At 65.4% G+C, this 23151-nt stretch carries 25 protein-coding genes; 20 read left to right on the forward strand and 5 right to left on the reverse strand.

Annotation, left to right across the window (positions count from 1 at the left end; genetic code table 11):
- Positions 1-216 precede the first annotated feature (216 nt).
- The 6 genes from QO033_RS11155 (at position 217) to QO033_RS11180 (ending at position 5270) form a co-directional block, all read left to right on the forward strand.
- Positions 217-798: a 50S ribosomal protein L21 gene (locus QO033_RS11155; protein ID WP_284481052.1), complete on the forward strand. Its 582-nt coding sequence runs from the start codon at positions 217-219 to the stop codon at positions 796-798.
- A 12-nt stretch (positions 799-810) separates the two neighbouring features.
- Positions 811-1080 (forward strand): 50S ribosomal protein L27, encoded by a 270-nt coding sequence (rpmA, locus tag QO033_RS11160; RefSeq protein ID WP_284481053.1) that lies wholly within the window; start codon positions 811-813, stop codon positions 1078-1080.
- 184 nt (positions 1081-1264) lie between these two features.
- On the forward strand, positions 1265-1801 hold the full coding sequence (locus QO033_RS11165) for a GNAT family N-acetyltransferase (RefSeq protein WP_284481054.1): 537 nt from the start codon (positions 1265-1267) through the stop codon (positions 1799-1801).
- A 36-nt stretch (positions 1802-1837) separates the two neighbouring features.
- Positions 1838-2872: a GTPase ObgE gene (gene obgE, locus QO033_RS11170; RefSeq protein WP_284481055.1), complete on the forward strand. Its 1035-nt coding sequence runs from the start codon at positions 1838-1840 to the stop codon at positions 2870-2872.
- Positions 2860-3966 carry a glutamate 5-kinase gene (proB, locus tag QO033_RS11175; protein WP_284481056.1) on the forward strand — a complete coding sequence of 369 codons (1107 nt, stop codon included), beginning with the start codon at positions 2860-2862 and terminating at the stop codon, positions 3964-3966. Before obgE ends, proB begins: the two co-directional genes overlap by 13 nt.
- Positions 3967-4004: 38 nt before the next feature.
- A complete protein-coding gene (locus tag QO033_RS11180; protein ID WP_284481057.1) occupies positions 4005-5270 on the forward strand; it encodes a glutamate-5-semialdehyde dehydrogenase in 1266 nt (421 codons plus the stop codon).
- A gap of 68 nt (positions 5271-5338) precedes the next feature.
- Here QO033_RS11180 and QO033_RS11185 read toward each other — a convergent pair whose 3' ends face one another.
- The gene (locus tag QO033_RS11185; protein ID WP_284481058.1) at positions 5339-5947 is read right to left on the reverse strand and encodes a histidine phosphotransferase family protein; all 609 of its coding nucleotides are present in this window, start codon (positions 5945-5947) and stop codon (positions 5339-5341) included.
- Positions 5948-5963: 16 nt separating this feature from the next.
- Between QO033_RS11185 and QO033_RS11190 the strand changes: the two genes are divergently transcribed.
- The 5 genes from QO033_RS11190 (at position 5964) to tsf (ending at position 9801) form a co-directional block, all read left to right on the forward strand.
- The gene (locus QO033_RS11190; protein ID WP_284481059.1) at positions 5964-6146 is read left to right on the forward strand and encodes a DUF3553 domain-containing protein; all 183 of its coding nucleotides are present in this window, start codon (positions 5964-5966) and stop codon (positions 6144-6146) included.
- 117 nt (positions 6147-6263) lie between these two features.
- Positions 6264-7028 (forward strand): GNAT family N-acetyltransferase, encoded by a 765-nt coding sequence (locus tag QO033_RS11195; protein WP_284481060.1) that lies wholly within the window; start codon positions 6264-6266, stop codon positions 7026-7028.
- Positions 7025-7864, forward strand: coding sequence for a lysophospholipid acyltransferase family protein (locus QO033_RS11200; RefSeq protein WP_284481061.1), 840 nt, complete (start codon positions 7025-7027; stop codon positions 7862-7864). Before QO033_RS11195 ends, QO033_RS11200 begins: the two co-directional genes overlap by 4 nt.
- A 196-nt stretch (positions 7865-8060) precedes the next feature.
- Positions 8061-8846 carry a 30S ribosomal protein S2 gene (gene rpsB, locus QO033_RS11205; RefSeq protein ID WP_284481062.1) on the forward strand — a complete coding sequence of 262 codons (786 nt, stop codon included), beginning with the start codon at positions 8061-8063 and terminating at the stop codon, positions 8844-8846.
- A 79-nt stretch (positions 8847-8925) separates the two neighbouring features.
- Complete coding sequence (gene tsf / locus QO033_RS11210) at positions 8926-9801, forward strand: translation elongation factor Ts (RefSeq protein ID WP_284481063.1); 876 nt, start codon at positions 8926-8928, stop codon at positions 9799-9801.
- Positions 9802-10372: 571 nt separating this feature from the next.
- On the opposite strand, the gene QO033_RS11215 is transcribed toward tsf, so the two are convergent.
- From QO033_RS11215 to QO033_RS11225, 3 genes are all read right to left on the reverse strand, one after another.
- Positions 10373-11128, reverse strand: coding sequence for a helix-turn-helix transcriptional regulator (locus QO033_RS11215; protein ID WP_284481064.1), 756 nt, complete (start codon positions 11126-11128; stop codon positions 10373-10375).
- A 246-nt stretch (positions 11129-11374) separates the two neighbouring features.
- Entirely contained in the window at positions 11375-11851 is a 477-nt protein-coding gene (locus QO033_RS11220) for a MaoC family dehydratase (protein ID WP_284481065.1), read from the reverse strand.
- Between the two features lie 54 nt (positions 11852-11905).
- Positions 11906-12913, reverse strand: coding sequence for an NADP-dependent oxidoreductase (locus QO033_RS11225; protein ID WP_284481066.1), 1008 nt, complete (start codon positions 12911-12913; stop codon positions 11906-11908).
- A 96-nt stretch (positions 12914-13009) separates the two neighbouring features.
- Here QO033_RS11225 and QO033_RS11230 point away from each other — a divergent pair, with 96 nt between their 5' ends.
- Positions 13010-13666 carry a histidine phosphatase family protein gene (locus QO033_RS11230; protein ID WP_284481067.1) on the forward strand — a complete coding sequence of 219 codons (657 nt, stop codon included), beginning with the start codon at positions 13010-13012 and terminating at the stop codon, positions 13664-13666.
- A 51-nt stretch (positions 13667-13717) separates the two neighbouring features.
- Here the strand turns inward: QO033_RS11230 and QO033_RS11235 are convergent, their stop codons facing one another.
- Positions 13718-14713, reverse strand: coding sequence for an NADPH:quinone oxidoreductase family protein (locus QO033_RS11235; protein WP_284481068.1), 996 nt, complete (start codon positions 14711-14713; stop codon positions 13718-13720).
- Positions 14714-14878: 165 nt separating this feature from the next.
- Between QO033_RS11235 and QO033_RS11240 the strand changes: the two genes are divergently transcribed.
- The 8 genes from QO033_RS11240 (at position 14879) to QO033_RS11275 (ending at position 23091) form a co-directional block, all read left to right on the forward strand.
- Positions 14879-16030, forward strand: coding sequence for an acyl-CoA dehydrogenase family protein (locus QO033_RS11240; protein WP_284481069.1), 1152 nt, complete (start codon positions 14879-14881; stop codon positions 16028-16030).
- A gap of 5 nt (positions 16031-16035) precedes the next feature.
- On the forward strand, positions 16036-17151 hold the full coding sequence (locus QO033_RS11245; protein WP_284481070.1) for an acyl-CoA dehydrogenase family protein: 1116 nt from the start codon (positions 16036-16038) through the stop codon (positions 17149-17151).
- Positions 17152-17165: 14 nt separating this feature from the next.
- A complete protein-coding gene (locus QO033_RS11250) occupies positions 17166-17984 on the forward strand; it encodes an SDR family NAD(P)-dependent oxidoreductase (protein ID WP_284481071.1) in 819 nt (272 codons plus the stop codon).
- Positions 17985-18005: 21 nt separating this feature from the next.
- Positions 18006-18935 carry an SDR family NAD(P)-dependent oxidoreductase gene (locus QO033_RS11255; protein ID WP_284481072.1) on the forward strand — a complete coding sequence of 310 codons (930 nt, stop codon included), beginning with the start codon at positions 18006-18008 and terminating at the stop codon, positions 18933-18935.
- A 7-nt stretch (positions 18936-18942) separates the two neighbouring features.
- A complete protein-coding gene (locus QO033_RS11260) occupies positions 18943-19602 on the forward strand; it encodes a histidine phosphatase family protein (RefSeq protein ID WP_284481073.1) in 660 nt (219 codons plus the stop codon).
- A gap of 9 nt (positions 19603-19611) precedes the next feature.
- Complete coding sequence (locus QO033_RS11265) at positions 19612-20643, forward strand: phosphotransferase family protein (protein WP_284481074.1); 1032 nt, start codon at positions 19612-19614, stop codon at positions 20641-20643.
- A gap of 4 nt (positions 20644-20647) precedes the next feature.
- Complete coding sequence (locus tag QO033_RS11270) at positions 20648-21436, forward strand: IclR family transcriptional regulator (protein WP_284481075.1); 789 nt, start codon at positions 20648-20650, stop codon at positions 21434-21436.
- A gap of 410 nt (positions 21437-21846) precedes the next feature.
- Positions 21847-23091 carry a branched-chain amino acid ABC transporter substrate-binding protein gene (locus QO033_RS11275; RefSeq protein ID WP_284481076.1) on the forward strand — a complete coding sequence of 415 codons (1245 nt, stop codon included), beginning with the start codon at positions 21847-21849 and terminating at the stop codon, positions 23089-23091.
- Positions 23092-23151: the final 60 nt, after the last annotated feature.

Consider the following 23151-nt stretch of genomic DNA (forward strand, 5'->3'; position numbering starts at 1 on the left):
CTGCTGCCGCGCCCCGGAACACCGGTTGACATCACGGCTTGACATGGCAGGGCGATCTGTCCATAAGCGCGCATCCCGGCCCGTCACTGGCGCGCCGGGTTTCTCTATCATGACGCTCCGAAAGGGGCGCGCTGTCCGACGGTGGACCGGGATCGTCCCGGACCGCAACACCCCGGAGCGGGGACCACAGGACGCGGCAACGAAAAGGAATGACCCATGTTCGCGGTCCTCAAGACCGGTGGCAAGCAGTATAAAGTCCAGGCGGGCGACGTGCTCCGCGTGGAAAAACTGGCTGCCGATGCCGGCGAGAAAGTTCAATTCAATGACGTGCTGATGCTGGGTGGCGACGCCCCCGTCGTCGGTGCGCCCTTCGTTGCCGGGGCTGCCGTGCAGGCCGAAGTGATCGATCAGATCAAGGGTGACAAGGTCATCCACTTCGTGCGTCGTCGCCGGAAGCACTCCAGCAAACGTACCAAGGGCCACCGTCAGAAGCTGACGCTCGTCAAGATCACCGAGATCCTGACCTCGGGTGCAGACGCCACCGGCGTCAAGGCTGCCACCGGCAAGGGCGCTGTTGCCGCCTCCGCCGCTCCGGCTGCCGCTCCCGCCGCTGCCGCTGGCGACGATCTGACCCAGATCACCGGCGTCGGTCCCGCAGCTGCCAAAAAGCTGAACGAGGCCGGCCTGACCAGCTTCGCCCAGATCGCAGCCTTGTCGGAAGACGCGATTGCTGCTATCGACGCGGTCAAAGTGAAGCCCGAGTGGGTCGAACAGGCCAAAGAGCTGGCCCAGGGCTAAGGAGACAGACGAATGGCACACAAGAAAGCTGGCGGTTCTTCCCGCAACGGTCGCGACTCTGACGGTCGCCGCCTCGGCGTGAAACTGTATGGCGGCCAGGCCGTCATCCCGGGCAACATCATCGTGCGTCAGCGCGGCACCAAGTTCTGGCCGGGCGAAGGCGTTGGCATGGGCAAAGATCACACCATCTTTGCAACCACCGACGGCGCCGTGAAGTTCCACAAGGGCCTCAAGGGCCGCACCTTCATTTCGGTCCTGCCGGTGGCGGAGGCCGCTGAGTAAGCCGTAACCTGAAGGGTTCAAGAACTTAGGGGGATCGGCGAAACCGCCGGTCCCCTTTCTCGTTTCAGCCGCCGGGGCACGAGCCTGCCCCTTGCGGCGAGGACAGTGGAAAAACATATGAGTGTCACGGTTTACTGCAAAACCGGTCCCAAGGCCCTGTGATGTTCGGAGGAGGAACAGACAGATGAAGATGGATCAGATCAGTGCGCTGCCGGTCATCGAGACCGACCGTGTTACGCTGCGCCCGCTGCGGCGGTCGGACATGGGGCTTATTGCGCTCTATGCCGGTGACGCGCGGGTGGCGAAGATGACCACCTCGATCCCGCATCCCTATCCGCCCGGCGCGGCGGAGGCCTTTGTCACCCGGGCGATGTCGCCCGAGTCGGAAGCCGACGTCTGGGCCATCGACGGGACCAAGTCCGGCGAGGGTGAGCTCCTGGGCCTGATCAATCTGAAGAAGATGGATCGCAACCAGTCCGAAGTCAGCTACTGGGTGGCGCCGCTGTTCTGGAACACCGGCATGGCGTCCGAGGCGGTGGAAGGGCTGATCGCGGCCAATCCGCTGAAGAACGCCACCATGTTCGCCAGCGTGTTCCAGGACAACCCGGCCTCGGCCCGGGTGCTGACCCATTGTGGTTTTGCCTATCTGGGCGATGCCGAAATCTATTCGGTGGCGCGCGATGCCACTGTACCCACCTGGACCTACAGCCGAAAACTCTGATTGAGGCTGGATGGTCCTTTGCGTTAGGGAACGCTCATGAAATTTCTCGATCTCGCAAAGGTCTACATCCGGTCCGGTGCCGGGGGGAACGGATGCATCAGCTTCCGGCGTGAAAAGTTCATCGAATACGGCGGGCCGGACGGCGGTGACGGCGGCAAAGGCGGCTCTGTCATTGCCGAGGCCGTGGACGGGCTGAACACGCTGATCGATTTCCGCTATCAGCAGCATTTCTTCGCTCAGAACGGCCAGTCCGGCATGGGCCAGCAGCGCACCGGCAAGGACGGCAGCGACATCCTGCTGAAGGTTCCCGTCGGCACCGAGATCCTCGATGAGGACCAGGAGACGGTGATCGCCGATCTCTCCACCCTGGGCGACCGCATCGTGCTGGCGCGCGGCGGCAACGGCGGCTTCGGCAACCTGCATTTCAAGACCGCCACCAACCAGGCGCCGCGCCGCGCCAATCCCGGGCAGGAGGGCATCGACCGCACCATCTGGCTGCGGCTGAAACTGATCGCCGATGCCGGTCTGCTGGGGCTGCCCAATGCCGGCAAGTCGACCTTCCTCGCCGCCACCTCCAACGCGCGGCCGAAGATCGCGGATTACCCCTTCACCACGCTGCACCCGAACCTGGGTGTCGTCGGCGTCGACGGGGTGGAATTCGTGGTGGCCGACATCCCCGGGCTGATCGAGGGCGCCTCGGAAGGCCGCGGGCTGGGCGATCTGTTCCTGGGCCATGTCGAACGCTGCGCCGTGCTGCTGCATCTGGTCGACGGCACCTCTCCCACGCTGGTCGAAGATTACGAGACCATCATCGGCGAGCTTGAGGCCTATGGCGGAGATCTCGCCGACAAGCCGCGGGTGACCGTGTTGAACAAGGTCGATGCCCTCGACGAGGAAGAGCGCGCGCTGGCCCGGGAGATGCTGGAAGAGGCCGTCGGCGGCCCGGTCCTGACCATGTCCGGCGTCAGCCATGAGGGCGTGACCGAGGTGCTGCGCGCCCTGCGCGCGCGGATCGACGACGACCGGCTGCGCCACAAACCTCAAGAGGAGGCCGCACCGTGGCAACCCTGAGCGACGCGCAGCGCGTCGTCGTCAAGATCGGCTCCGCCCTGCTGGTGGATCGGGTCAGCGGCGATCTGCGCAGCGCCTGGCTGAAATCGCTGGCCGCAGATGTCGCGGTGCTGAAGGCGCGCGGCATGGATGTGATCCTGGTCTCCTCCGGTTCGATCGCGCTGGGGCGCGGCGTGCTGGGATTGCCCCGGGCCGAGCTGGCGCTGGAACAGTCGCAGGCCGCCGCCGCGGTGGGCCAGATCCGGCTGGCCCGCGCCTATGAGGAGGTGCTGGGGCCGCATGACATCACCACCGCCCAGGTGCTGGTGACGCTGGAGGACAGCGCCGACCGCCGCCGGTATCTCAACAGCCGGGCGACGCTGGAGACGCTTCTGGGCTATGGCGTGGTGCCGATCGTCAACGAGAACGACACCATCGCCACCGACGAGATCCGCTATGGCGACAACGACCGGCTGGCGGCTCAGGTCGCCGTCACCGTCGGCGCCGATCGGCTGATCCTGCTCTCCGATGTCGATGGCTTCTATACCGCCAACCCCAACGACGATCCCGACGCACATCGCTATGACGTGATCGAGGAGATCACGGCGGAGATCGAGGCGATGGCCGGCGATGCCGGATCCGGCCTGTCCAAGGGCGGGATGAAGACCAAGCTGCTGGCGGCGCAGACCGCCACCGCCGCCGGCTGCGCCATGGCAATCACCGAAGGGTCGCGGATGAACCCGCTGCAGGGGCTGGAAGCCGGCGCGCCGGCGACCTGGTTCACCGCGCAGATGGATCCGCAGACCGCGCGCAAGGGCTGGATCGGCGCGATGAAGCCGCGCGGGCTGATCACCATCGATGCCGGTGCCGCCCGGGCGCTTTGCAACGGCAAGAGCCTGCTGCCCGCCGGGGTCACCCGGGTGGAGGGCGATTTCGGGCGTGGCGATCCGGTCGCCATCCTCGATCACAACGGCCACAAGATGGGCCAGGGGCTGAGCCGCTATACCGCGCTCGAGGCGGAGAAGATCCGCGGCCACCACTCGGCCGAAATCGAAGAGGTTCTGGGCTACCCCGGCCGGGCGGCCCTGATCCACCGCGACGATATGGCGGTGTAAGACTGATTGATACTGCATTGAAACGAAAGGCAGATGCGATGAAAGACAGCGTGACCATCCCCGCCCTGATGGCAGAGATCGGCGCCCGGGCCAAAGCGGCCGCGGCAGAGCTGGCTTTCGCACCAGCCGCCCGCAAGACCGCTGCGCTGGAGGCTGCCGCAGATGCGATCTGGGCCCGGCGCGACGAGATCATCGCCGCGAATGCCAAGGATCTGGACTATGGCCGCGACAAGGGGCTGAGCCCGGCGATGATGGACCGGCTGATGCTGGACGAGACGCGGATCCGGGGCATTGCCGACGGGCTGCGGACCGTCGCCGCCCAGACCGACCCGGTCGGTGCGGTGGTGGCCGAATGGGACATGCCCTCGGGCCTGCACATCGAGCGGGTGCGCACCCCCCTGGGGGTGATCGGCGTGATCTACGAAAGCCGGCCCAATGTGACGGCGGATGCCGGGGCGCTCTGCCTCAAGGCCGGCAACGCGGTGATCCTGCGCGGCGGCTCGGAGAGCTTTCATTCCTCGACCCTGATCCACGCCTGTCTGGTCGACGGGCTGACCGCCGCCGGCCTGCCCGCCGATGCGATCCAGCTGGTGCCGACGCGCGATCGGGCGGCGGTGTCCGAGCTGCTGACGATGACCGATTACGTCGATGTGATCGTGCCGCGCGGCGGCAAGGGGCTGGTGGGCCTGGTCCAGCGCGAGGCGCGGGTGCCGGTCTTCGCCCACCTCGAAGGGATCGTGCATATCTACATCGACAAATCCGCCGATCTGGACAAGACGCTGAAGGTGGTGATGAACGCCAAGACCCGGCGCACCGGCATCTGCGGCGCCGCCGAATGCCTGCTGGTGCACGAGGATGTGGTCGAGACCATCGGCAAGCCGGTGATCGCGGCGCTGGTCGCGGCGGGGGTCGATGTCCATGCCGCCGGCGCCCTGGCCGAGGTCGAGGGCACCCGGCGCGCCACCGAGGACGACTGGGGGCAGGAGTTCCTGGATATGGTCATCGCCGCCAAGCCGGTGGCAGATATCGATGCCGCCATCGCCCATATCCGCCGTTACGGCTCCAATCACACCGATTGCATCATGACCGAGGACAGCGCGGCGGTGGGGCGGTTCTTCGAACGGCTCGACAGCGCCATCCTGATGCACAATGCCTCGACCCAATTCGCCGATGGCGGCGAGTTTGGCATGGGGGCTGAAATCGGCATCGCCACCGGCAAGATGCATGCCCGGGGCCCCGTCGGGGCGGAGCAGCTGACCAGCTTCAAATATCTGGTCACCGGCGACGGCACCGTCCGGGGCTGACCCGCGGCCTTGGCAAACCGGCGTGTGCGCCCCGGGCCCCAGGGACCGGGGGCGCACCACCGGGCCGGTCAGAACCGAAGGATCAGCGCCTCGTCCTGCTGCACCGCCTCGATCTGCCGGCCGGCCTGTTCGGCGGCGGCCGGCATCAGCAGATACTGGATCCGCGCCGGCACCGGGGTGACCCGATCGCCACCGCCCTCCAGCCAGGCCCAGAGCCCGGGATCGACGGCGATCCGCTCCGCCCGGGCGGTCAGGGTCCAGCGACCATGGGTTTCCGCCACCTCGATGCTGCCGCCACGGGGCAGGGCGGCCTCCAGGCACAACAGGCCGAGACAGGCCAGTTTCACCTCTGACCGGCTGCGCGCGCCATCGGGCTGCCAGTCGTAGCTCATGCGCCCCTCGCGCGCGATCTGCTCCAGCATCGCGGCGATATCCGCGCGCGGGATCATCTGGTCTCCCGGCGCGCCGAAGGCGATGCGGAAAAACCTGAGCCGGGCGCTGGCGCCGAAGGCGCTGTCCGAAATCAGCTCAAGCTCCGGCCCCGGGGCGGTCCCGGTCATCTCCAGAAGCTCAAGCCCATTGACGATTGCGCCGATCGGGCCGATCAGATCATGACAGATACGCGACGCAATCAGCGCCGACAGCTCCTGCGGGGTGAGGTCGGTGGGATTCTCCATGAGGCCAATCTGACCGATGAATGATCTGAACTCCATACTCGAACCGGGGATGCTGGTGCGCCATCCCGACCGCCCCGACTGGGGCCTGGGACAGGTGCAGTCGAATATCGGCAGCAAGATCACCGTGAATTTCCGAGAGGCCGGCAAGGTGGTCATCGACGGAACGCGGGTGATGCTGCTCCCGGTCTTCGACAGCTGAGGCGGGAGGGCCGCAGCGCCCCCCGGCTTGCCGGTTGCAATCGCGCGCCGCGATGCGCTATCAGCGCGCAACGCCGGACGTCTCATCGCGTTCAAGCCATTGCGTTCAAGGACCACCATGCCTGACAGCGGCCCCGATTTCACGGTCAAGATCGCCGAGACCGAGGCAGAGCTTCGCGCCGCCCAGGCGTTGCGGTATCAGGTTTTCGTTCAGGAGCTGGGTGCCGGCGGCGATCTGGTCGATCACCAGGCCGGGCTGGAACGCGACCGCTTCGATCCCTTCTTCGATCACATGATCTGCACCGACACCCGCAGCGGCGCGGTGATCGGCGTCTACCGGCTGCTGCGCGACGATCAGGCGGTGGCGGCCGGGCAATTCTACTCCGAGGACGAATACGATCTGAGTGTCCTCAAGGCCTCCGGCCGCAAGCTTCTGGAACTGGGCCGGTCCTGCCTGCATCCCGAGTATCGTGGCGGCACCGCGATGTTCCACCTGTGGAACGGGCTGGCGGCCTATGTCGCCGAACACGGGATCGAGGTACTGTTCGGCACCGCCAGTTTCCACGGCACCGATATCGCCGCACTGGCGCAACCGCTGTCGATGCTGCATCACAACCACCTGGCGCCGCCGGAGTTGCGGGTCAGGGCGCAACCGGCGCATTTCCAGACCATGGATCTGGTGCCGGTCGACCGACTGGATCGCCGCAGCGCCATGGTGCAGGTGCCGGCGCTGATCAAGGCCTATCTTCGGCTGGGCGGTTTCGTCGGCGAGGGCGCCTTCGTCGACCAGAGTTTCAATACCACAGATGTCTGCCTGGTGCTGGACACGGCGCGGATGAATGACCGCCAGCGGCGCATCTACAGCGGCAGCCGCAGCGGATGAGCCCGCTCTGGACCAGTGACACGCCGCCCGATCCGGTGGTGATCCCGCCCCTGGGCTGGCTACTGGCGGCGGTGCGGGCGCCGCTGCTGATCGTGCTGATCACTGTCTGTCTGATCCTGCTGCTGCTCTTGCGCCTGGTGGAGGTGCCGATCTGGGGCCGTGGCCGCCCGATCACCCCCTTCATCACCCAGTTCGTCTGCCGCAACGCGCTGCGCATCCTCGGCATCGGCTTCACCCGCCACGGCCGGCCGATGCGCGGGCCCGGGGCGGTGGTGGCCAATCACAGCTCATGGCTGGATATCTTCACGCTGAATGCCGCCAAGCGGATCTATTTCGTGTCCAAGGCCGAGGTCGCCAGCTGGCCGGGGATCGGCATTCTGGCGCGCGCCACCGGCACCATCTTCATCGAACGCGACCGCCGGCACGCCCATGCCCAGACCCGGCTTTTTGCCGACCGGCTGGCGGCGGGGCACAAGCTGCTGTTCTTCCCCGAGGGCACCTCGACCGACGGGCTGAGGGTGCTGCCGTTCAAGACCACGCTGTTCGGCGCCTTCTTTGCCGAGGAGCTGCGGCACAGCCTGCGGATCCAGCCGGTCAGCGTGATCTATCACGCCCCCGCCAGCCAGCCGGCGCGGTTCTACGGCTGGTGGGGCGACATGTCCTTCGGCAGCCATCTGATCAAGACGCTGGCAACGCTGCGGCACGGCCGTGTCGACGTGGTCTATCATCCGCCGCTGAAGGTGTCGGATTTCGACAACCGCAAGGCGCTGGCCGCCCGCGCCGAAGAGGTGGTACGTGCCGGGCTGGAGCGCTATCTGCCGCGGGCCGGGACCTGAACCGCCGCCGCGCAGGGACTGCGATCACCAGACGCGCTTAGGGGTTGCGCCCCCGGCGTAAACCGCCTATAGGCCACGCCATTCAAACCCGCAGGCGGGGTTTGGGCCGAACAGGGGAGACATCCCTGTCAGTCCGCCGGTTGGAGCATCTGCTTCTTCACCCCCGCCGAGGCGTAAACCGGAAAGGAAAATACGCATGGCTCTTCCCGAGTTCACCATGCGCCAGCTGCTGGAAGCTGGCGTGCACTTCGGCCACCAGACCCAACGCTGGAACCCGCGCATGTCGCCCTTCATCTATGGCGCGCGCAACGGTATCCACATCATGGACCTCACCCAGACCGTTCCGATGCTGGATCAGGCGCTGCAGGCTGTCCGTGACACCGTCGCCAAGGGCGGCCGCGTTCTCTTCGTCGGCACCAAGCGTCAGGCCCAACAGTCGATCGCCGATGCGGCAGAGAAATCCGCGCAATACTACATGAACCACCGCTGGCTGGGCGGCACGCTGACCAACTGGAAAACCGTTTCCCAGTCGATCCAGCGTCTGAAGAACATCGACGAAGCGATGGACTCCGGCGCCGAGGGCCTGACCAAGAAAGAGCGTCTGGGCATGGAACGCGACCAGGCGAAACTGGAAGCTTCGCTGGGCGGCATCCGTGAAATGGGCGGCGTCCCGGACCTGCTCTTCGTCATCGACGTGAAGAAAGAAGCCCTCGCCATCGCCGAAGCCAACAAGCTGGGCATCCCGGTCGTGGCCGTGGTCGATACCAACTGCTCGCCCGACGGCGTGGATTACATCATTCCCGGCAACGACGACGCCGCGCGCGCCATCTCGCTCTATTGCGATCTGGTCAGCCGTGCCGCGCTGGACGGTATGTCGGCGCAGCTGGGCGCTGCCGGTGTCGACCTGGGCGAGCTGGAAGAAGCTCCGATGGAAGAGGCGCTGGAAGAAGAGACCGCTGCTGAGGCACCGGCCGAGGCCTGAGGCCTTCTGTCACGCAATTGACATGCGGGGCGGGCTATGACCGCCCCGACGCACCACACGACTTGAGGAGAGCCAAGATATGGCAATCACTGCAGCACAGGTGAAAGAACTGCGCGAGGCAACCGGCGCCGGCATGATGGACGCCAAGAAGGCGCTGACCGAAACCGATGGCGACATGGAAGCCGCGGTGGACTGGCTGCGCACCAAAGGTCTGGCCAAAGCCGCGAAGAAATCCGGCCGCACCGCCGCCGAGGGCCTGGTGGCCGTCGTCGTCGACGGTGGCAAGGGTGTCGCGATCGAGGTGAACTCGGAAACCGACTTCGTTGCCAAGAACGCAGAATTCCAGACCATGGTCGCCGGCATCGCCAAGGCCGCTCTGGGCGTCGATGACGTCGAAGCGCTGAAAGCGGCCGATCTGGACGGCAAGACCGTCGAAGCCACCCTCACCGACAAGATCGCCACCATCGGCGAGAACATGTCGCTGCGCCGGATGGCGTCGATCGAGGGCGAGACCATCGTGTCCTACGTGCACAATGCCGCCACCGACGGCATGGGCAAGATCGGCGTTCTGGTCGCGATGACCGGCGGCGACGAAGCCTTCGGCAAGCAGGTGGCCATGCATATCGCCGCCGTGAACCCGGCCGCGCTGAGCGAAGCCGACATGGATGCCGCCGTGGTCGAGAAAGAGCGTCAGGTTCAGATCGACATCGCCCGTGAATCCGGCAAGCCGGAGCAGGTGATCGAGAAAATGATCGAAGGCCGCATGAAGAAATTCGTGGCCGAGTCGACCCTGCTGAATCAGGCCTTCGTGATCAACCCCGACCTGACCGTCGGCGCCGCCGCCAAAGAGGCCGGCGCGGAGATCACCGGCTTCATTCGTCTGGAAGTCGGCGAAGGCATCGAAGTCGAGAAAGAAGACTTCGCCGCTGAAGTCGCGAAAGCCGCTCAGGGCTAAGCGCCCGCGGTCTCCCGGACGCGTCCGGGGGCGAAGAGAGAGACAGCAAGGGGCAGGGCCGATGGGCGCTGCCCCTTTTGCGTGACCGGACAGGCACGGGCGAAGTGAGTCTGCTCCGCGCCCGACCGTACCGCCAGATCGCCGCAGAAGGGCCGATTTTCAGAACATGAGAACGCGCAGAGGGAGCCGCGCCCTGTGGCGCGGCTCCGACTGCTTTTGAAGACCCCTTTGCGATGGGGATGGGCGGGGTCTTTCAAAACCTCCGGCCCGAGGGCGGATCAATACGCACCCGAGACCGGACGGGTTAGAGGGCCCTGTCAATAACAAGGATCTTTCCCCGATGTTCCAAGGCCAAAGCCACCACTCACGGAACATCACCAGATTGCGAGATTTGACCACTCGGGAAAAGTCATGTATTCCTTACCTTGCGTAAGGTAAATCTTTCAGCCGTGCCCGCGACATTACCTAACATTCAGATTTTGGAAGGTTTTTTCGGCTTTTTCGACACTCTGGAATTGATCTTTCCGCGATCTCCAGAGGGGGAGGGAGGTTGTGTCTCGGCGCCGATTTCTCACGCCTCGATCACGAACATCTGGTTGTGCAGCGCCGCTTTCAGCACCGCCTGAGCGGTGGTCTCCACTGACAGCGCCTCACGCGCCAGGCGCAGGTGCTTTTCGACCGTGGCAGGCGTCAAGCCCATCAGCAGCGCGATATCCTGGGTGGTCTTGCCATCGCCGACCCATTCCAGCGCCTCGCGCTGGCGCCGCGTCAGCGCCCGTTTCGGGCCGCTGTTGGGCAGGGTGAGGATCTTCAGGTGGGCGACGCTGTTCATCAGCAGGATATCGGCGCCGTCGCGCGCCCAGATTTCCTCGACATCGTCCTGACTCAGCCCCTCGCGCGCGCAGAGAGAGATCGCCCCCTTGGAACGCATCGAGACCGAGCTGAAGCTGATGGTATAGCCGGCGGTGACGCCCATGCGCTGGTTGAACTCATACACCTTGCGCTCTTCCGGCGTCATGGTGTGATTGGCGCGCAGCTGGGCGATATGGCGCCAGCTGCCGGCGCCCTCATGCTCCAGCGCCCAGTGCAGCATCGGCGCATGGAAATAGAGCCCCTGGTGCAGGAAGCCGTCGACATAGGCCTTTTCGTGATTTGTGAGGATGATGAAATCCTCCGGATCGCCCAGCGAGGTCTCCGTCCGATAACGGGTGTAGCCATAGAGCAGCCGGTCGAAGCCATAGCCCGCCAACTGTTCGGTATGCCGCGCCCAGAGCTCTTCCAGCGACTTGGCGGTGCAGACGTAATGCAGATAGTCACGCACGCTCATGCCGGAACGTCCCCGTTCCGAGCCGTGGCATAAATGACCGGCGCACCCCGCGCGATCCGACGCGCGGAGAGCCCTGCCATTTCCCATGCGACTGTCTCGCCACCGGCCAAAATCAACCGGCTGGCGGCGAAGCCCACCAGATCAAGCAACATCTTACCAATTTCCCCATTCGCTGGGAAATTATAAGCTAAGATCGCCCCTGTCCAGTTGCCGAAAATGAAAACACCCGGTGTCGCGGCGAAATATTCAACTTTCGCCGGCGAAGACCATCATCCCCAGCCAGTCGGCGATCAGTGCCGGCCGGTCATGGCCCTCGATCTCCACCGTCAGTGCGGTCTCACGCAGAATCTGCGTGGCATTGCGCTGATCGACAGAGGTGAGGGTGAATCGCCCCCGCAGCCGCGAACCGGCCGGCACCGGGGTCAGGAACCGCAGCTTGTTGAAGCCGTAGTTGATGCCCATGACCTGGCCTGGCTCGACCTCGAAACAGTCGTAGGCAAAGCGGCTGGCCAGCGACAGGCTGAGAAACCCGTGCGCGATGGACCCGCCGAAGGGGGTTTCCCTGGCGGCGCGCTCCGGGTCGACGTGAATCCACTGGTCGTCATGGGTGACACGGGCGAAATCGTCGATGGTCTTCTGATCGACCTCGATCCAGTTCGACACCCCGATCTCGGTGCCGATCATGCCCTTGAACTTCTCCATGGCGGTTTCGATGGCTGACATTGCTGTACTCTCCCTGTGAGTTGAACCTGTGAAAAGACGATAACCGGCGCCGGGTCAGGCGGCCGGATCGGGGCCGACGCGCACCATGCGCTTGCCGCGGTTTTCCCCGGCCAGCAGGCCGATCAGCGCCGCCGGGGCGGTTTCCAGCCCCTCCAGCACATCCTCGATCACCTTGATCTGACCGGTGCCCACCCAATGTTCCAGCGCCCGCTGGGCGGTGGCCTCTTCCCGGGCGAAATCCATGACAATGAACCCCTCCATCCGCAGGCGTTTGACCACGACCATGCCGGGCAGGTTGCGCGGCCCGGTGGCGGCGCCGGTGTCATACTGGCTGACCGCACCGCAGCAGACCACGCGACCGCGTTCGTTCATCACGAAAAGCGCGGCCTCCAGCACCGGGCCGCCGACATTGTCGAAATAGATGTCGACGCCATCCGGGCAGGCCTTGCGCAGCGCCTTGAACATGCCGGGATCGCGGTAATCGACACAGGCGTCGAATCCCAGCTCTTCGGTAACATAGGCGCATTTCTCCGGGCCGCCGGCGATGCCGACAACGCGGCAGCCCATCGCCTTGGCAATCTGGCCGACATAGCAGCCGACCGCACCGGCGGCGGCGGAGACCAGGACGGTTTCCCCCGCAACCGGCCGGCCGACATGGATCAGCCCGTGAAAGGCGGTCTTGCCGGCGATACCATAGACGCTCATCAGATGGGTGAGCGGCTGGACCGCGGGCACCTTCTGCAGCCCGGCCGTAGGTTGTACCGCGTGACCGGCCCAGACGGTTTCGCCCACGACCAGATCGCCGGGGGCGAGGTCGGGCGCATTGCTCTCGATCACCTCGCTCAGCGCATAGCAGGGCATGGCATCGCCGGCGTTGACCGGGGCGCGATAGGTGGCGCCCTGCATCCAGGCGCGGGCTGCGGCATCGATGGAAATCAACACGGTGCGCAGCAGCACCTGTCCCGGCCCGGGCGCCGGCAGATCGACCTCCCGCGCGGTGAAATGATCCTCGGTCAGTGCCTCCTTGGGCAGCTCGACAATCGCGATCTCGGTGGTTTTCATATCCTCTCCCTTTCTCCTCCGGTCCGGACGGGCTTGCGTCCGGCGCCCGGCTGGCTAGCTTGGCGCCCGAGAGCCCGACCCGAGGAGGACCCCCGAATGACCCGCGAATACCGCCAGCATGTTTACCGCCCGCCCGCAGGGGCGGCCGATCTTCTGTTGATCCGTCATGGCGAAAGCATGCCGGCACGCCCGGGCGAATCCTTTCCCATGAAAGACGGCCACGGCGACCCCGCGCTGCACGAGAACGGCCAGGCGCAGGCCCGGGCGGTGGGCGCGCGGCTGGCGGCAGAGCCGATCGCCGCGATCTATGTCACCACGCTGCAACGCACCCATCAGACCGCCGCGCCGCTGGCCGAACGTCTCGGCGTGACGCCCGTGATCGAAGCCGACCTGCGCGAGGTGCACCTGGGCGACTGGGATGGCGGGCTGTATCGCATCAAGGCGGCCGAGAACGATCCCGCCTTCGAACGCGCCAGACTCAACCGCGAATGGGGCGAGATCCCGGGGGCGGAAACCACGGCAGAGCTGCACGCCCGGGTCCGGCGCGGCCTGTTGCGCATCGCCACCGCCCATGCCGATCAGCTGGTCGCCGTGGTGGTCCACGGTGGCGTGATCGGCGCCGCCATGGCAATGGCCGCCCAGTCGGACGCCTTCGCCTTCAACGGCGCCGCCAACGGTTCGATCAGCCGCCTCGTGATCCGGGGCGAGGAGATGACCGTTCGCGGCTATAACGACTGCGCGCATCTGAGCTGACGCCTTTCCGGGCCGCGCCCGGCGGGCGCGGCTCCGTTCCCCTAGGTCGCCTCAGTCGATGCTGAGAACAACCTTGCCCATCGCCTTGCGCGTCTCCAGCAGCTTGAGCGCCGCGGGCGCCTCCTCCAGCGGGAACCGGGCACTGATCTGCGGCTTCACCTTGCCCTCGGCATAGAGGCGGGACAGCTCCGCCATATTGGCGGCGTGGTTCTCCGGCTCCTTGCGGACGGAGGCGCCCCAAAACACGCCGACGATCTGGCTGCCCTTCAGCAGTGTCAGGTTCAGCGGAATTTTCGGGATGCCTGCGGGGAAGCCGACCACCAGGAACCGCCCCTTCCAGGCCAGCGAGCGCAGTGCCGGTTCGGCATAATCGCCGCCGACCGCGTCATAGACGACGTCGACGCCATCGGGTCCGGCCAGCGCCTTGATCTGCCCGGCCAGCGCCTTTTGCCCGTCGCGGTCCAGCTCACGCGGGTAAACCAGCGTCTCGTCGGCGCCGAGCTCGCGGCAGAATGCGGCCTTCTCCTCCGATGACACCGCAGCAATCACCCGCGCGCCCATCGCCTTCGCCAGTTCGATGGCGGCAACGCCGACACCGCTGGCGCCGCCGAGGATCAGAAGCGTCTCGCCGGGCTTGAGCTCGGCGCGATCCTTCAGGGCGTGCAGAGAGGTGCCATAGGTGAAGACGAAACAGGCCGCGTCCTCATAGGGCATCACCTCGGGAATCTTCACCACGCTGGCGGCATCGGCGACCAGATGGGTGGCGAAACCGCCGTGGCCGACCATCGCCAGAACCCGGTCGCCCGGGGCGAAACCGGTCACGCCTTCGCCCACCGACAGGATATCGCCGGAAATCTCGCCGCCCGGTGCAAAGGGCCGGTCAGGCTTGAACTGATAGAGATCGCGGATGATCAGCGTGTCGGGGAAGTTCAACCCCGCCGCACGCACCCGGATCAGCACCTGGCCCTTGCCGGGCGTCGGATCGGGCAGGTCGGTGAGTTGCAGGGTTTCGGGACCGCCGGGGGCGGTGCTCAGCATGGCTTTCATGTGTCTCTCTCCCTTGTGCCGCGCCAGATCGCCGGCCCGAAGTGCCGGAACGTCGCGGATTGTTTTCAGTCATCCAATCGCAAAACGCTGTTGTCAATCGAAATTCGAAATGCAATTCTGCACAGCGGAATTGAAATGCGTAACATGACGGGGAGGCATGTCGCGATGAGTGATGATCTGGCGCAGTTTCGCGCCACAATCAGGACGTGGCTGGAGCAGAATTGCCCTGAAGAAATGCGCGATGGCGCTGTGGGCGAGGATAGCACCTGCTGGGGCGGTAAGAACTGGAACTTTACGTCAGACGCCCAGAAAATCTGGTTGGAACGCTGCGCCGCCAAGGGCTACACCGTGCCGACCTGGCCGGTGGAGTATGGCGGTGCCGGGATGAACCGCGAGCAGGAGAAGATCTGGCTCGAGGAACTCCGCGCCATCAACGGCAGGCTGCCGCTGCAAAGCTTCGGCATCTGGATGCTGGGCCCGGCGCTGCTGCATTTCGGCTCGCACGAACAGAAGCTGCATTATCTGCCGCCGATCGCTCGCGGTGAAATCCGCTGGTGCCAGGGCTATTCCGAGCCGGGCGCCGGATCGGATCTGGCCAGCGTGCAGACCAGGGGCGAGGACAAGGGCGATCACTGGCTGGTCAACGGTCAGAAGATCTGGACCTCTTACGCCGACAAGGCCGACTGGATCTTTGCCCTGATCCGCACCGACCGCGAGGCGAAGAAACATCTTGGCATCTCGTTCCTGCTGATCGACATGACCAGCCCCGGGGTCAGCACCAAGCCGATCCGGCTGATCTCCGGAAAATCGCCGTTCTGTGAGACGTTCTTCGACAATGTTGAAGTTCCGAAGGAGCAGATCGTCGGCACCGAGAACCGCGGCTGGGATGTGGCCAAATACCTGCTGACCCATGAGCGCGAGATGATTAGCGGCTCTGGCATGCTGGCGGGCAGCGCCCGGTCGTTGGGCGCCATTCTGGCCGAGGACGGCGGGCTGGATGAGCCGGTGCTGCGCGCGGATGTGATGCGGGCGGAGATCGACGGGCTGGCCTTCGGACTGACGCTGGAACGCTACAAGGACCAGGCCGAGGCCGGCCAGGGCACCGGAGATGCCTCTGCCATGCTGAAATACATGGGCACCGAGCTGAACAAGCGCCGGCAGGAGCTGGTGATGGCGGGCGCCGGCAGCGATGCGCTGAGCTGGGAGGATGAGCGCGCGCCGCATTGGCTGCGCAGCAAGGCCAATTCCATCGAAGGCGGCACCAGCGAGGTGATGCTGAGCATCATTTCCCGCCGCATTCTGGGACTGCCGGGGTAAAGATCATGGCAAAACTTGTTAAAAACGAAGAAGAAATCATGCTGGCGGATGCCGCGCGCGGATTTCTGGACGATGCGGCACCGCTGACCAAGCTGCGCGGGCTGCGCGATGCCGGCAAGACCCATGATCCGGCGCTGTGGACCGAGATGGCGCAGATGGGCTGGACCGGGGTGCTGGTGCCGGAAGAGGCCGGCGGCTCCGACATGGGCCATGCCGCCGCCTGCGTTCTGGCCGAGGAGATGGGCAAGACGCTGGCGCCGACGCCGTTCCTGTCGACGGCGGTGATCGCCGCGACGGCACTGCGCCAGGTCGCCAGCGACCGTGCCACCGCCGCACTGTCCAAGATCGCCGATGGCACGGTGACCTATGCGCTGGCCATCGACGAGGGTAAGAAGTTCGACCCGGAAACCGTTGAACTGACAGCGGAAAAAGATGGAAACGGCTTTCGCCTCTCGGGCCGGAAGCGGTTCGTGGTCGATGGCGGTTTCGCCGATCGCCTGCTGGTGCTGGCCCGCACCGACGGCGGGCTGACGCTGTTCGATATTCCCGCCGACCGGGCCGGGATCAGCCGTAATGCCACGCCGATGATCGACAGCCGCGACGCCGCAGAGATCGACTTCGACAAGGTCGAAGCCACCGGGGAGGACGTTCTGGGCCAGGTCGACGCAGCGATGACCGTCCTGCAACCTGCGCTGGAGGCCGGCCAGGCCGCGCTGGCGGCAGAGATGACCGGGCTGGCTGCCGGCGCCTTCGGCATGACCGTGGGCTATCTGAAAGAACGCAAGCAATTCGGCATGTTGATCGGCAGCTTTCAGGCGCTGCAGCATCGCGCCGCGGATCTGTGGTGCGAATGCGAGGTGACCGCATCGGCGATCCTGCATGCCGGTCGCATGCTCGACAGCGATCCGCAGGCGGCGACGCTGGCGGTGTCGCTGGCCAAGGCGCGGGCTGCCGATACGGCGCAGCGCGCGGTGCAGGAAGGTGTGCAGATGCACGGCGGCATCGGCATGACGGATGAGTTCGACATGGGCTTTTACATGCGGCGCGCCCGCGTGGGGGCCGAATGGCTGGGCGATTACGGCTATCACGCAGGCGTCGTGGCGCGCCTGCGCGGGTTCTGAAAGGCGGATGAAGAATGACACCTGAGACTTTGTTTTCCCTCGCAGGCAAGACGGCGCTGGTCACCGGCGGCGCCACCGGCATCGGCTTCATGGCCGCCGAAGGCCTGGTCAAGGCCGGCGCCCGGGTGCTGATCGCCAGCCGCAAGGCGGATGCCTGCATCGCGGTCGCGGAAGAGCTGAACGCGATGGGCGCCAGCGGCACGGCCGAGGGCTTCGGCGGCGACGTCGCCAGTGAGGAGGGCATCGACGCCCTCGTTCGCGAGGTGAAGAACCGCACCGAAACCCTTGATATCCTGATGAACAATGCGGGGCGCACCTGGGGCGCACCGCTCGGTCAGTTCCCCTATGAGGCCTGGGGCAAGGTGATGGATCTGAACGTCACCGGCCCGTTCCACCTGACCCAGGCGCTGATGCCCATGCTGGCGGCCTCCGGCAGCGTCGACGATCCGGCGCGGGTGGTCAACGTCGGCTCGGTCATGGGGGAGGTGCCGATGGGCGACGGCGCCTACAGCTACGCGGCCTCCAAGGCGGCGGTGATGCACCTGACCAAGATCCTCGCCAAGGAGCTGGCCGGTCAGGCGATCACCGTCAACGCGCTGGCGCCGGGGCCGTTCCTGTCGAAGATGACCGCCTTTGCGCTCGCCGGCGAAAAGGAAGCCGGGATCGCCCGCAATGTGCCGTTGGGACGGCTGGGCCGGGCCGAGGACATCGCCGGCTGCATGCAGTTTCTCTGCGGTCGGGGCGGTGCCTATATCACCGGGGCGGTTCTGCCGGTCTCCGGTGGCGTCAATGTGGTGACTGCAGGCAATCTGTTCGAAGAAGGCCACGAGTAAGGTTTCAAGGGAGGAAAACCGATGGATATCCGGTTTGATGGGCGCGTCGCGATCGTGACAGGATCGGGCGTGGGTCTGGGGCGCAGCCATGCGCTGGGACTGGCCGCGCGCGGCGCCAAGGTGGTGATCAACGACCTCGGGGTGTCGACCGACGGCGAAGGGCGCAATTCCGCCGCCGCCCTGGCGGTGGTGGACGAGATCCGCGCCGCCGGCGGTGAGGCGATCGCCCATGGCGCCGACGTCTCGAACGAGGCGGAAGTGGCGGATATGGTCGAACAGACCATGAAGGAATGGGGCCGGGTGGATATCCTGGTCAACAACGCCGGCATCCTGCGCGACAAGACCTTCGCCAAGATGACGATGGCCGATTTCCGCAAGGTGGTGGACGTGCATCTGATGGGCACCGCCTGCTGCACCCATGCGGTCTGGCAGATCATGCGCGATCAGAAATACGGCCGCATCGTTCTGACCTCCTCGGCCTCGGGGCTCTATGGCAACTTCGGCCAGTCGAACTACGGCGCGGCCAAGGCGGCGATGATGGGGCTGATGAACGTGCTGCACCTGGAAGGGGCGCGCGACGATATCCGCGTCAACACCCTGGCGCCTACCGCGGCGACACGGATGACCGAAAACCTGATGCCGCCCGAGGCGCTGGAACTGCTGCAGCCCGAAACCATCACCCCGGGCCTGCTGTATCTGGTCAGCGAAAACGCCCCGTCGCGCACCATTCTGGGCGCCGGCGCCGGCTGCTATGCGGTTACCAAGGTCTATGAGACCGAGGGGGTGCTGATCGAGGGCGAGGGCAACACGCCCGAGGCGGTCGCCGCCCAATTCGATCAGATCGCCGCGACCGGCGGCCAGAGCGAGCTGACCGATGCCTTCCAGCAGACCCGCAAATACGCCAAGAAGGCGGCGGACGCGCGGGGCATGAAACTGCCCTGGGGCGACTGAGGGCAGCATGGCCGAACTGATTGTGGTCCGCCACGGCCAGGCCTCCTTCGGCGCCGGGGATGCCGGCAGCTACGACCGGCTCAGCGATCTGGGCAGGCGTCAGTCGGAGGCCGCTGGCGCGGCGCTGCGCGCGGCCGGCTGGATCCCCGACAGGCTGATCTGCGGCACCCTGGACCGCCAGCGCGAGACGCTGGCGGGCATGGGCTTCGACGGCGCGGTCGAGGAACATCCCGGCTGGAACGAATATGATTTCCACGACCTGCTGGCGGTCCGCTTCGGCGGCGATGTGCCCGATCCGGTGCGCGGAGATCGCAAGACCCATTTCCGCACCCTGCGCGAGGTGATCCTCGACTGGCAGGCCGGCGGGCTGGAGGGCGCGGCGGAGACCTATGCCGGCTTTGCCGGCCGGGTCGCGGCGGCGCGGGCCCATGCCACCGATACCACGGCAGAGCGGGTCCTGGTGGTCAGCTCCGGCGGGGTGATCGGCCAGCTGGTCGCTGCCAGCCTGGATGCCCCGGCGAAACAGATGATCGCGTTGAACCTGCAGGTGAAGAACACCTCGATGTCGCGCTTCATCTTCTCGGGGCAGCGGTTCTTTCTGCATGAATTCAACACCACACCGCAGTTCGCGACGCCCGAGGGGGCCGAGCTGCTGAGCTACAGCTGAGGAGGACAGATGAGCAATTCGTCCCAGACACTCGACCTCAAGGCGGTGGACGCCTATCTGAGCGACCATCTTCCCGGCTATGAGGGGCCGCTGGACGCGAAGAAATTCGCCGTTGGCCAGTCCAACCCCACGTTTCTGCTGACAACCCCGTCGCGCAAATACGTTCTGCGCCGTAAACCCCCGGGGGTGCTGCTGAAATCCGCCCACGCGGTGGACCGCGAATACCGGGTGCAGAAGGCGTTGCAGGGCAGCAAGGTGCCGGTCGCCAAGATGCACCTGCTGTGCGAGGACGACGCCGTGATCGGCTCGTCCTTCTACGTGATGGATTTCCTCGACGGCCGCAATTTCTCCGATCCGATGATGGAGGGCGAGAACAACGCCACCCGCACCGCCGTGATCGACGAGATGAACCGCGTGCTGGCAGAGCTGCACATGGTCGATATCGACGCCGTCGGCCTGTCGGACTACGGCCCGCCGGGCAATTACTTCGAACGTCAGGTCGGACGCTGGTCGAAGCAATACCGCGCCTCGGAGACCGAGAAAGTGCCGGTGATGGACACGCTGATGGAGAAGCTCGCCGCCGCCATCCCGGCGGAGGACGGTCAGCGGACGCTGGTGCATGGGGACTACCGGATCGACAACATGATCTTCGCCCGGGACAGCGCCGATTGTCTGGGCATTCTCGACTGGGAGCTGTCGACCATCGGCCATCCCTATGCCGATCTGGCCGCGGTGATCATGCAGTGGCAGATGCCGACCGGCGGAGAGGGCCGCGGGCTGGCCGGGGTCGACCGCGCCGCCCATGGCCTGCCGACGGATGAGGAGTTCATCGCAACCTATTGCCAGCGCCGGGGCCTTCCGGGGATTGACAACTTCGGCTTCTATCTGTCCTTCTGCTTCTTCCGCATGGCGGGGATCGTGCAGGGGGTGCTGAAGCGGGCCATCGACGGCAATGCCTCGAACCCGGAACGGGCGATCCAGCTCGGCCGCTACGTGCCGATGTTCGCCGAGCGCGGCCTGGCCGCATTGGAGCAGGGGTAAGGACATGGACCCGACCACCGGGACGGAAGAGGAGAAGGACCGCAACTTCGTCACCGCGCTGGCGCGCGGGCTGGATGTGCTGCGCTGCTTTCGTCCCAACGAAGTCGACCTGACCAACACCGACATCGCAGAGCGCACGGGGCTGCCGAAACCGACCGTGTCGCGGCTGACCTATACGCTCTGCGCGCTGGAATACCTGATTGCCGATCCGCGCACCGGCACCTATCGGCTGGGCGCCGGCGTGCTGCAGCTGGGCTTCGGCGTTCTGGCGGGGATGGAGATCGGCGATCGGGCCGCGGAAACCCTGCGCCAGCTGCACAACGGCCCGAATTCCTATGTCACCTCGGCGCTGGGGGAGCGGTTCCGCGACGAGGTGATCTATGTCGCGGTGCACAGCTCGCCCGAGGATGTGGCGCTGACCATGCATGTGGGATCGCGGCTGCCGCTGTTCCGCTCGGCCGTCGGGCGCGCGATCCTGGTGGCCAGTCCGGACGAGGACCGCGACCGCTGGTTCGAGGAAGCCCGGCAGGCCGACCCGGCAGGCCATGCCCACCGGGTCGAGCAATTCGAATGCGCCCGGGACGAGATCGAGCGTCAGGGCTATTGCACCGGCTACGGTGACTGGCGCCCGGATGTGAACGGTATCGCCGTACCGGTCTATTCGCTCAGCGGCGCGCGCGTCTACGGGCTGAATGTCGGCGGCCCGTCCTTCGCGGTGAAGAAGCGGCAGCTCGAATCCCACTACGCGCCGCGTCTGGTGGAGGCCGGCCGGCTGCTGAGCCTGCGCGCCTGACCCTGCTGCAATCCGCGGCGGGGAATCAATCTTCGCAACGAAATCGAATTCTGCACTGCGGATTTTCTGCCCCCGTGCGCCTGGCCGCGGCCCCCATGGATCGTCAGACAATTTTTGTGTTTCGCCACTCCAGAGCCGGGGTCCCGGAGGGCCGGCGCGAGACGGCGTGACGCCGCTGGCGAAATCCATTTGAAACAATGGCTTAGCTGAAGATCCCCGCAAGGGCCGAAGATGAGGTTTCGCCGCTAACCCCTTGTTTTCGTTTGCCGGGTCAAATGGCCCCAACGTCATCCGGGATAAGTGATATGTAACTTCCCTCCGAGTGCTTGACTTTACGCGGTTATGTGCAAGTCTCGGCGTAGACCGGGCGTGATGGAGGATGATCGCCGGGTCTCTTTGGGAGGAAAAAAATGCGCAAACCTATTAAGCTCGGCCTCGGCGCCGTGCTGGCCCTGACTATTGGGGCCGGCTCCGCGATGGCTGAAAACATCAAGATCGCCTTCATCGATCCGCTGTCGGGCCCCTTTGCCAGCACCGGCAGCAACGGGCTGAAGCAGTACCAGTTCGCCGCCGATGAGCTGGTGAACAAGAAGGGCGGTGTTCTGGACGGGCAGATGTTCGAGATCGTGCCCTTCGACAACAAGGTCAGCCCGAAGGAATCGCTGATCCAGCTGCAGGTCGCGATCGACCAGGGTATCCGCTATGTCGTGCAGGGGAACTCCTCCGGCGTCGCACATGCTCTGACCGAAGCGATCGAAAAGCACAACAAGCGGAACCCCGACGACCGGGTGCTGTATCTGAACTATGCGGCCGTCGATCCGGCGCTGACCAATGACGACTGCACCTTCTGGCATTTCCGCTTCGACGCCAACGCCGACATCAAGATGGACGCGCTGACCGATGTGATCAAGGAAACCCCCGAGATCAAGAAGGTCTACATCATCGGCCAGGACTACAGCTTCGGCAAGGCGGTGGCGGCAGCCGCGGTCAGAATGCTGGCCGAGAAGCGCCCCGATATCGAGATCGTCGGCAATGAGCTGCACCCGATCGGCAAGGTGAAGGACTTCACCCCCTATGCGCGCAAGATCGTGTCCTCGGGCGCTGACGCGGTGATCACCGGCAACTGGGGCTCCGATATGCTGAACCTCGGCAAATCGGTGGTGGAAAACGGCTTTACCGGCCCGATCTACACCTATTATGCCGCCGGCTCCGGCATCACCGCCGCCTTTGGTGAATCCGGCAAGGGCGTTATCCGCCTGATCTCGCAGGGGCAGATCAACCCGCCGGAATCCGACGCCGCCGCCGCCTATATCGAGGCCTTCGAGGCGAAATATCCGGATGGCAACATCGATCAGCCGCGCATCACCAATGCCATCGGCATGCTGGCCGAAGCGATCAAAGAGGCCGGCTCGGCCACCGATGTCGTCTCCGTCGCCAAGGCGCTGGAAGGCATGGAATACGACGATCTGTTCAGCGGCAAGGTCTACATGCGCCCGCAGGATCACCAGCTGATCCAGGACATGTTCATCGGTGCCCACACCGACGAAGGCGTGACCTTCGATTACGACAATTCCGGATACGGGATCGTGGTCGAACACAAGGTCGAAATGGCCGGTATGGACAGCCCGACCACCTGCAAGATGAAGCGCCCGTAAGCGCGCTTCGGGCGGCCCGTGCCTCAGGGGGACGGGCCGCGCAGGCAGGTCTCTAACAAG

The sequence above is a fragment of the Pseudodonghicola flavimaris genome (assembly GCF_030164425.1).
Taxonomy (GTDB): Bacteria; Pseudomonadota; Alphaproteobacteria; order Rhodobacterales; family Rhodobacteraceae; genus Pseudodonghicola; species Pseudodonghicola flavimaris.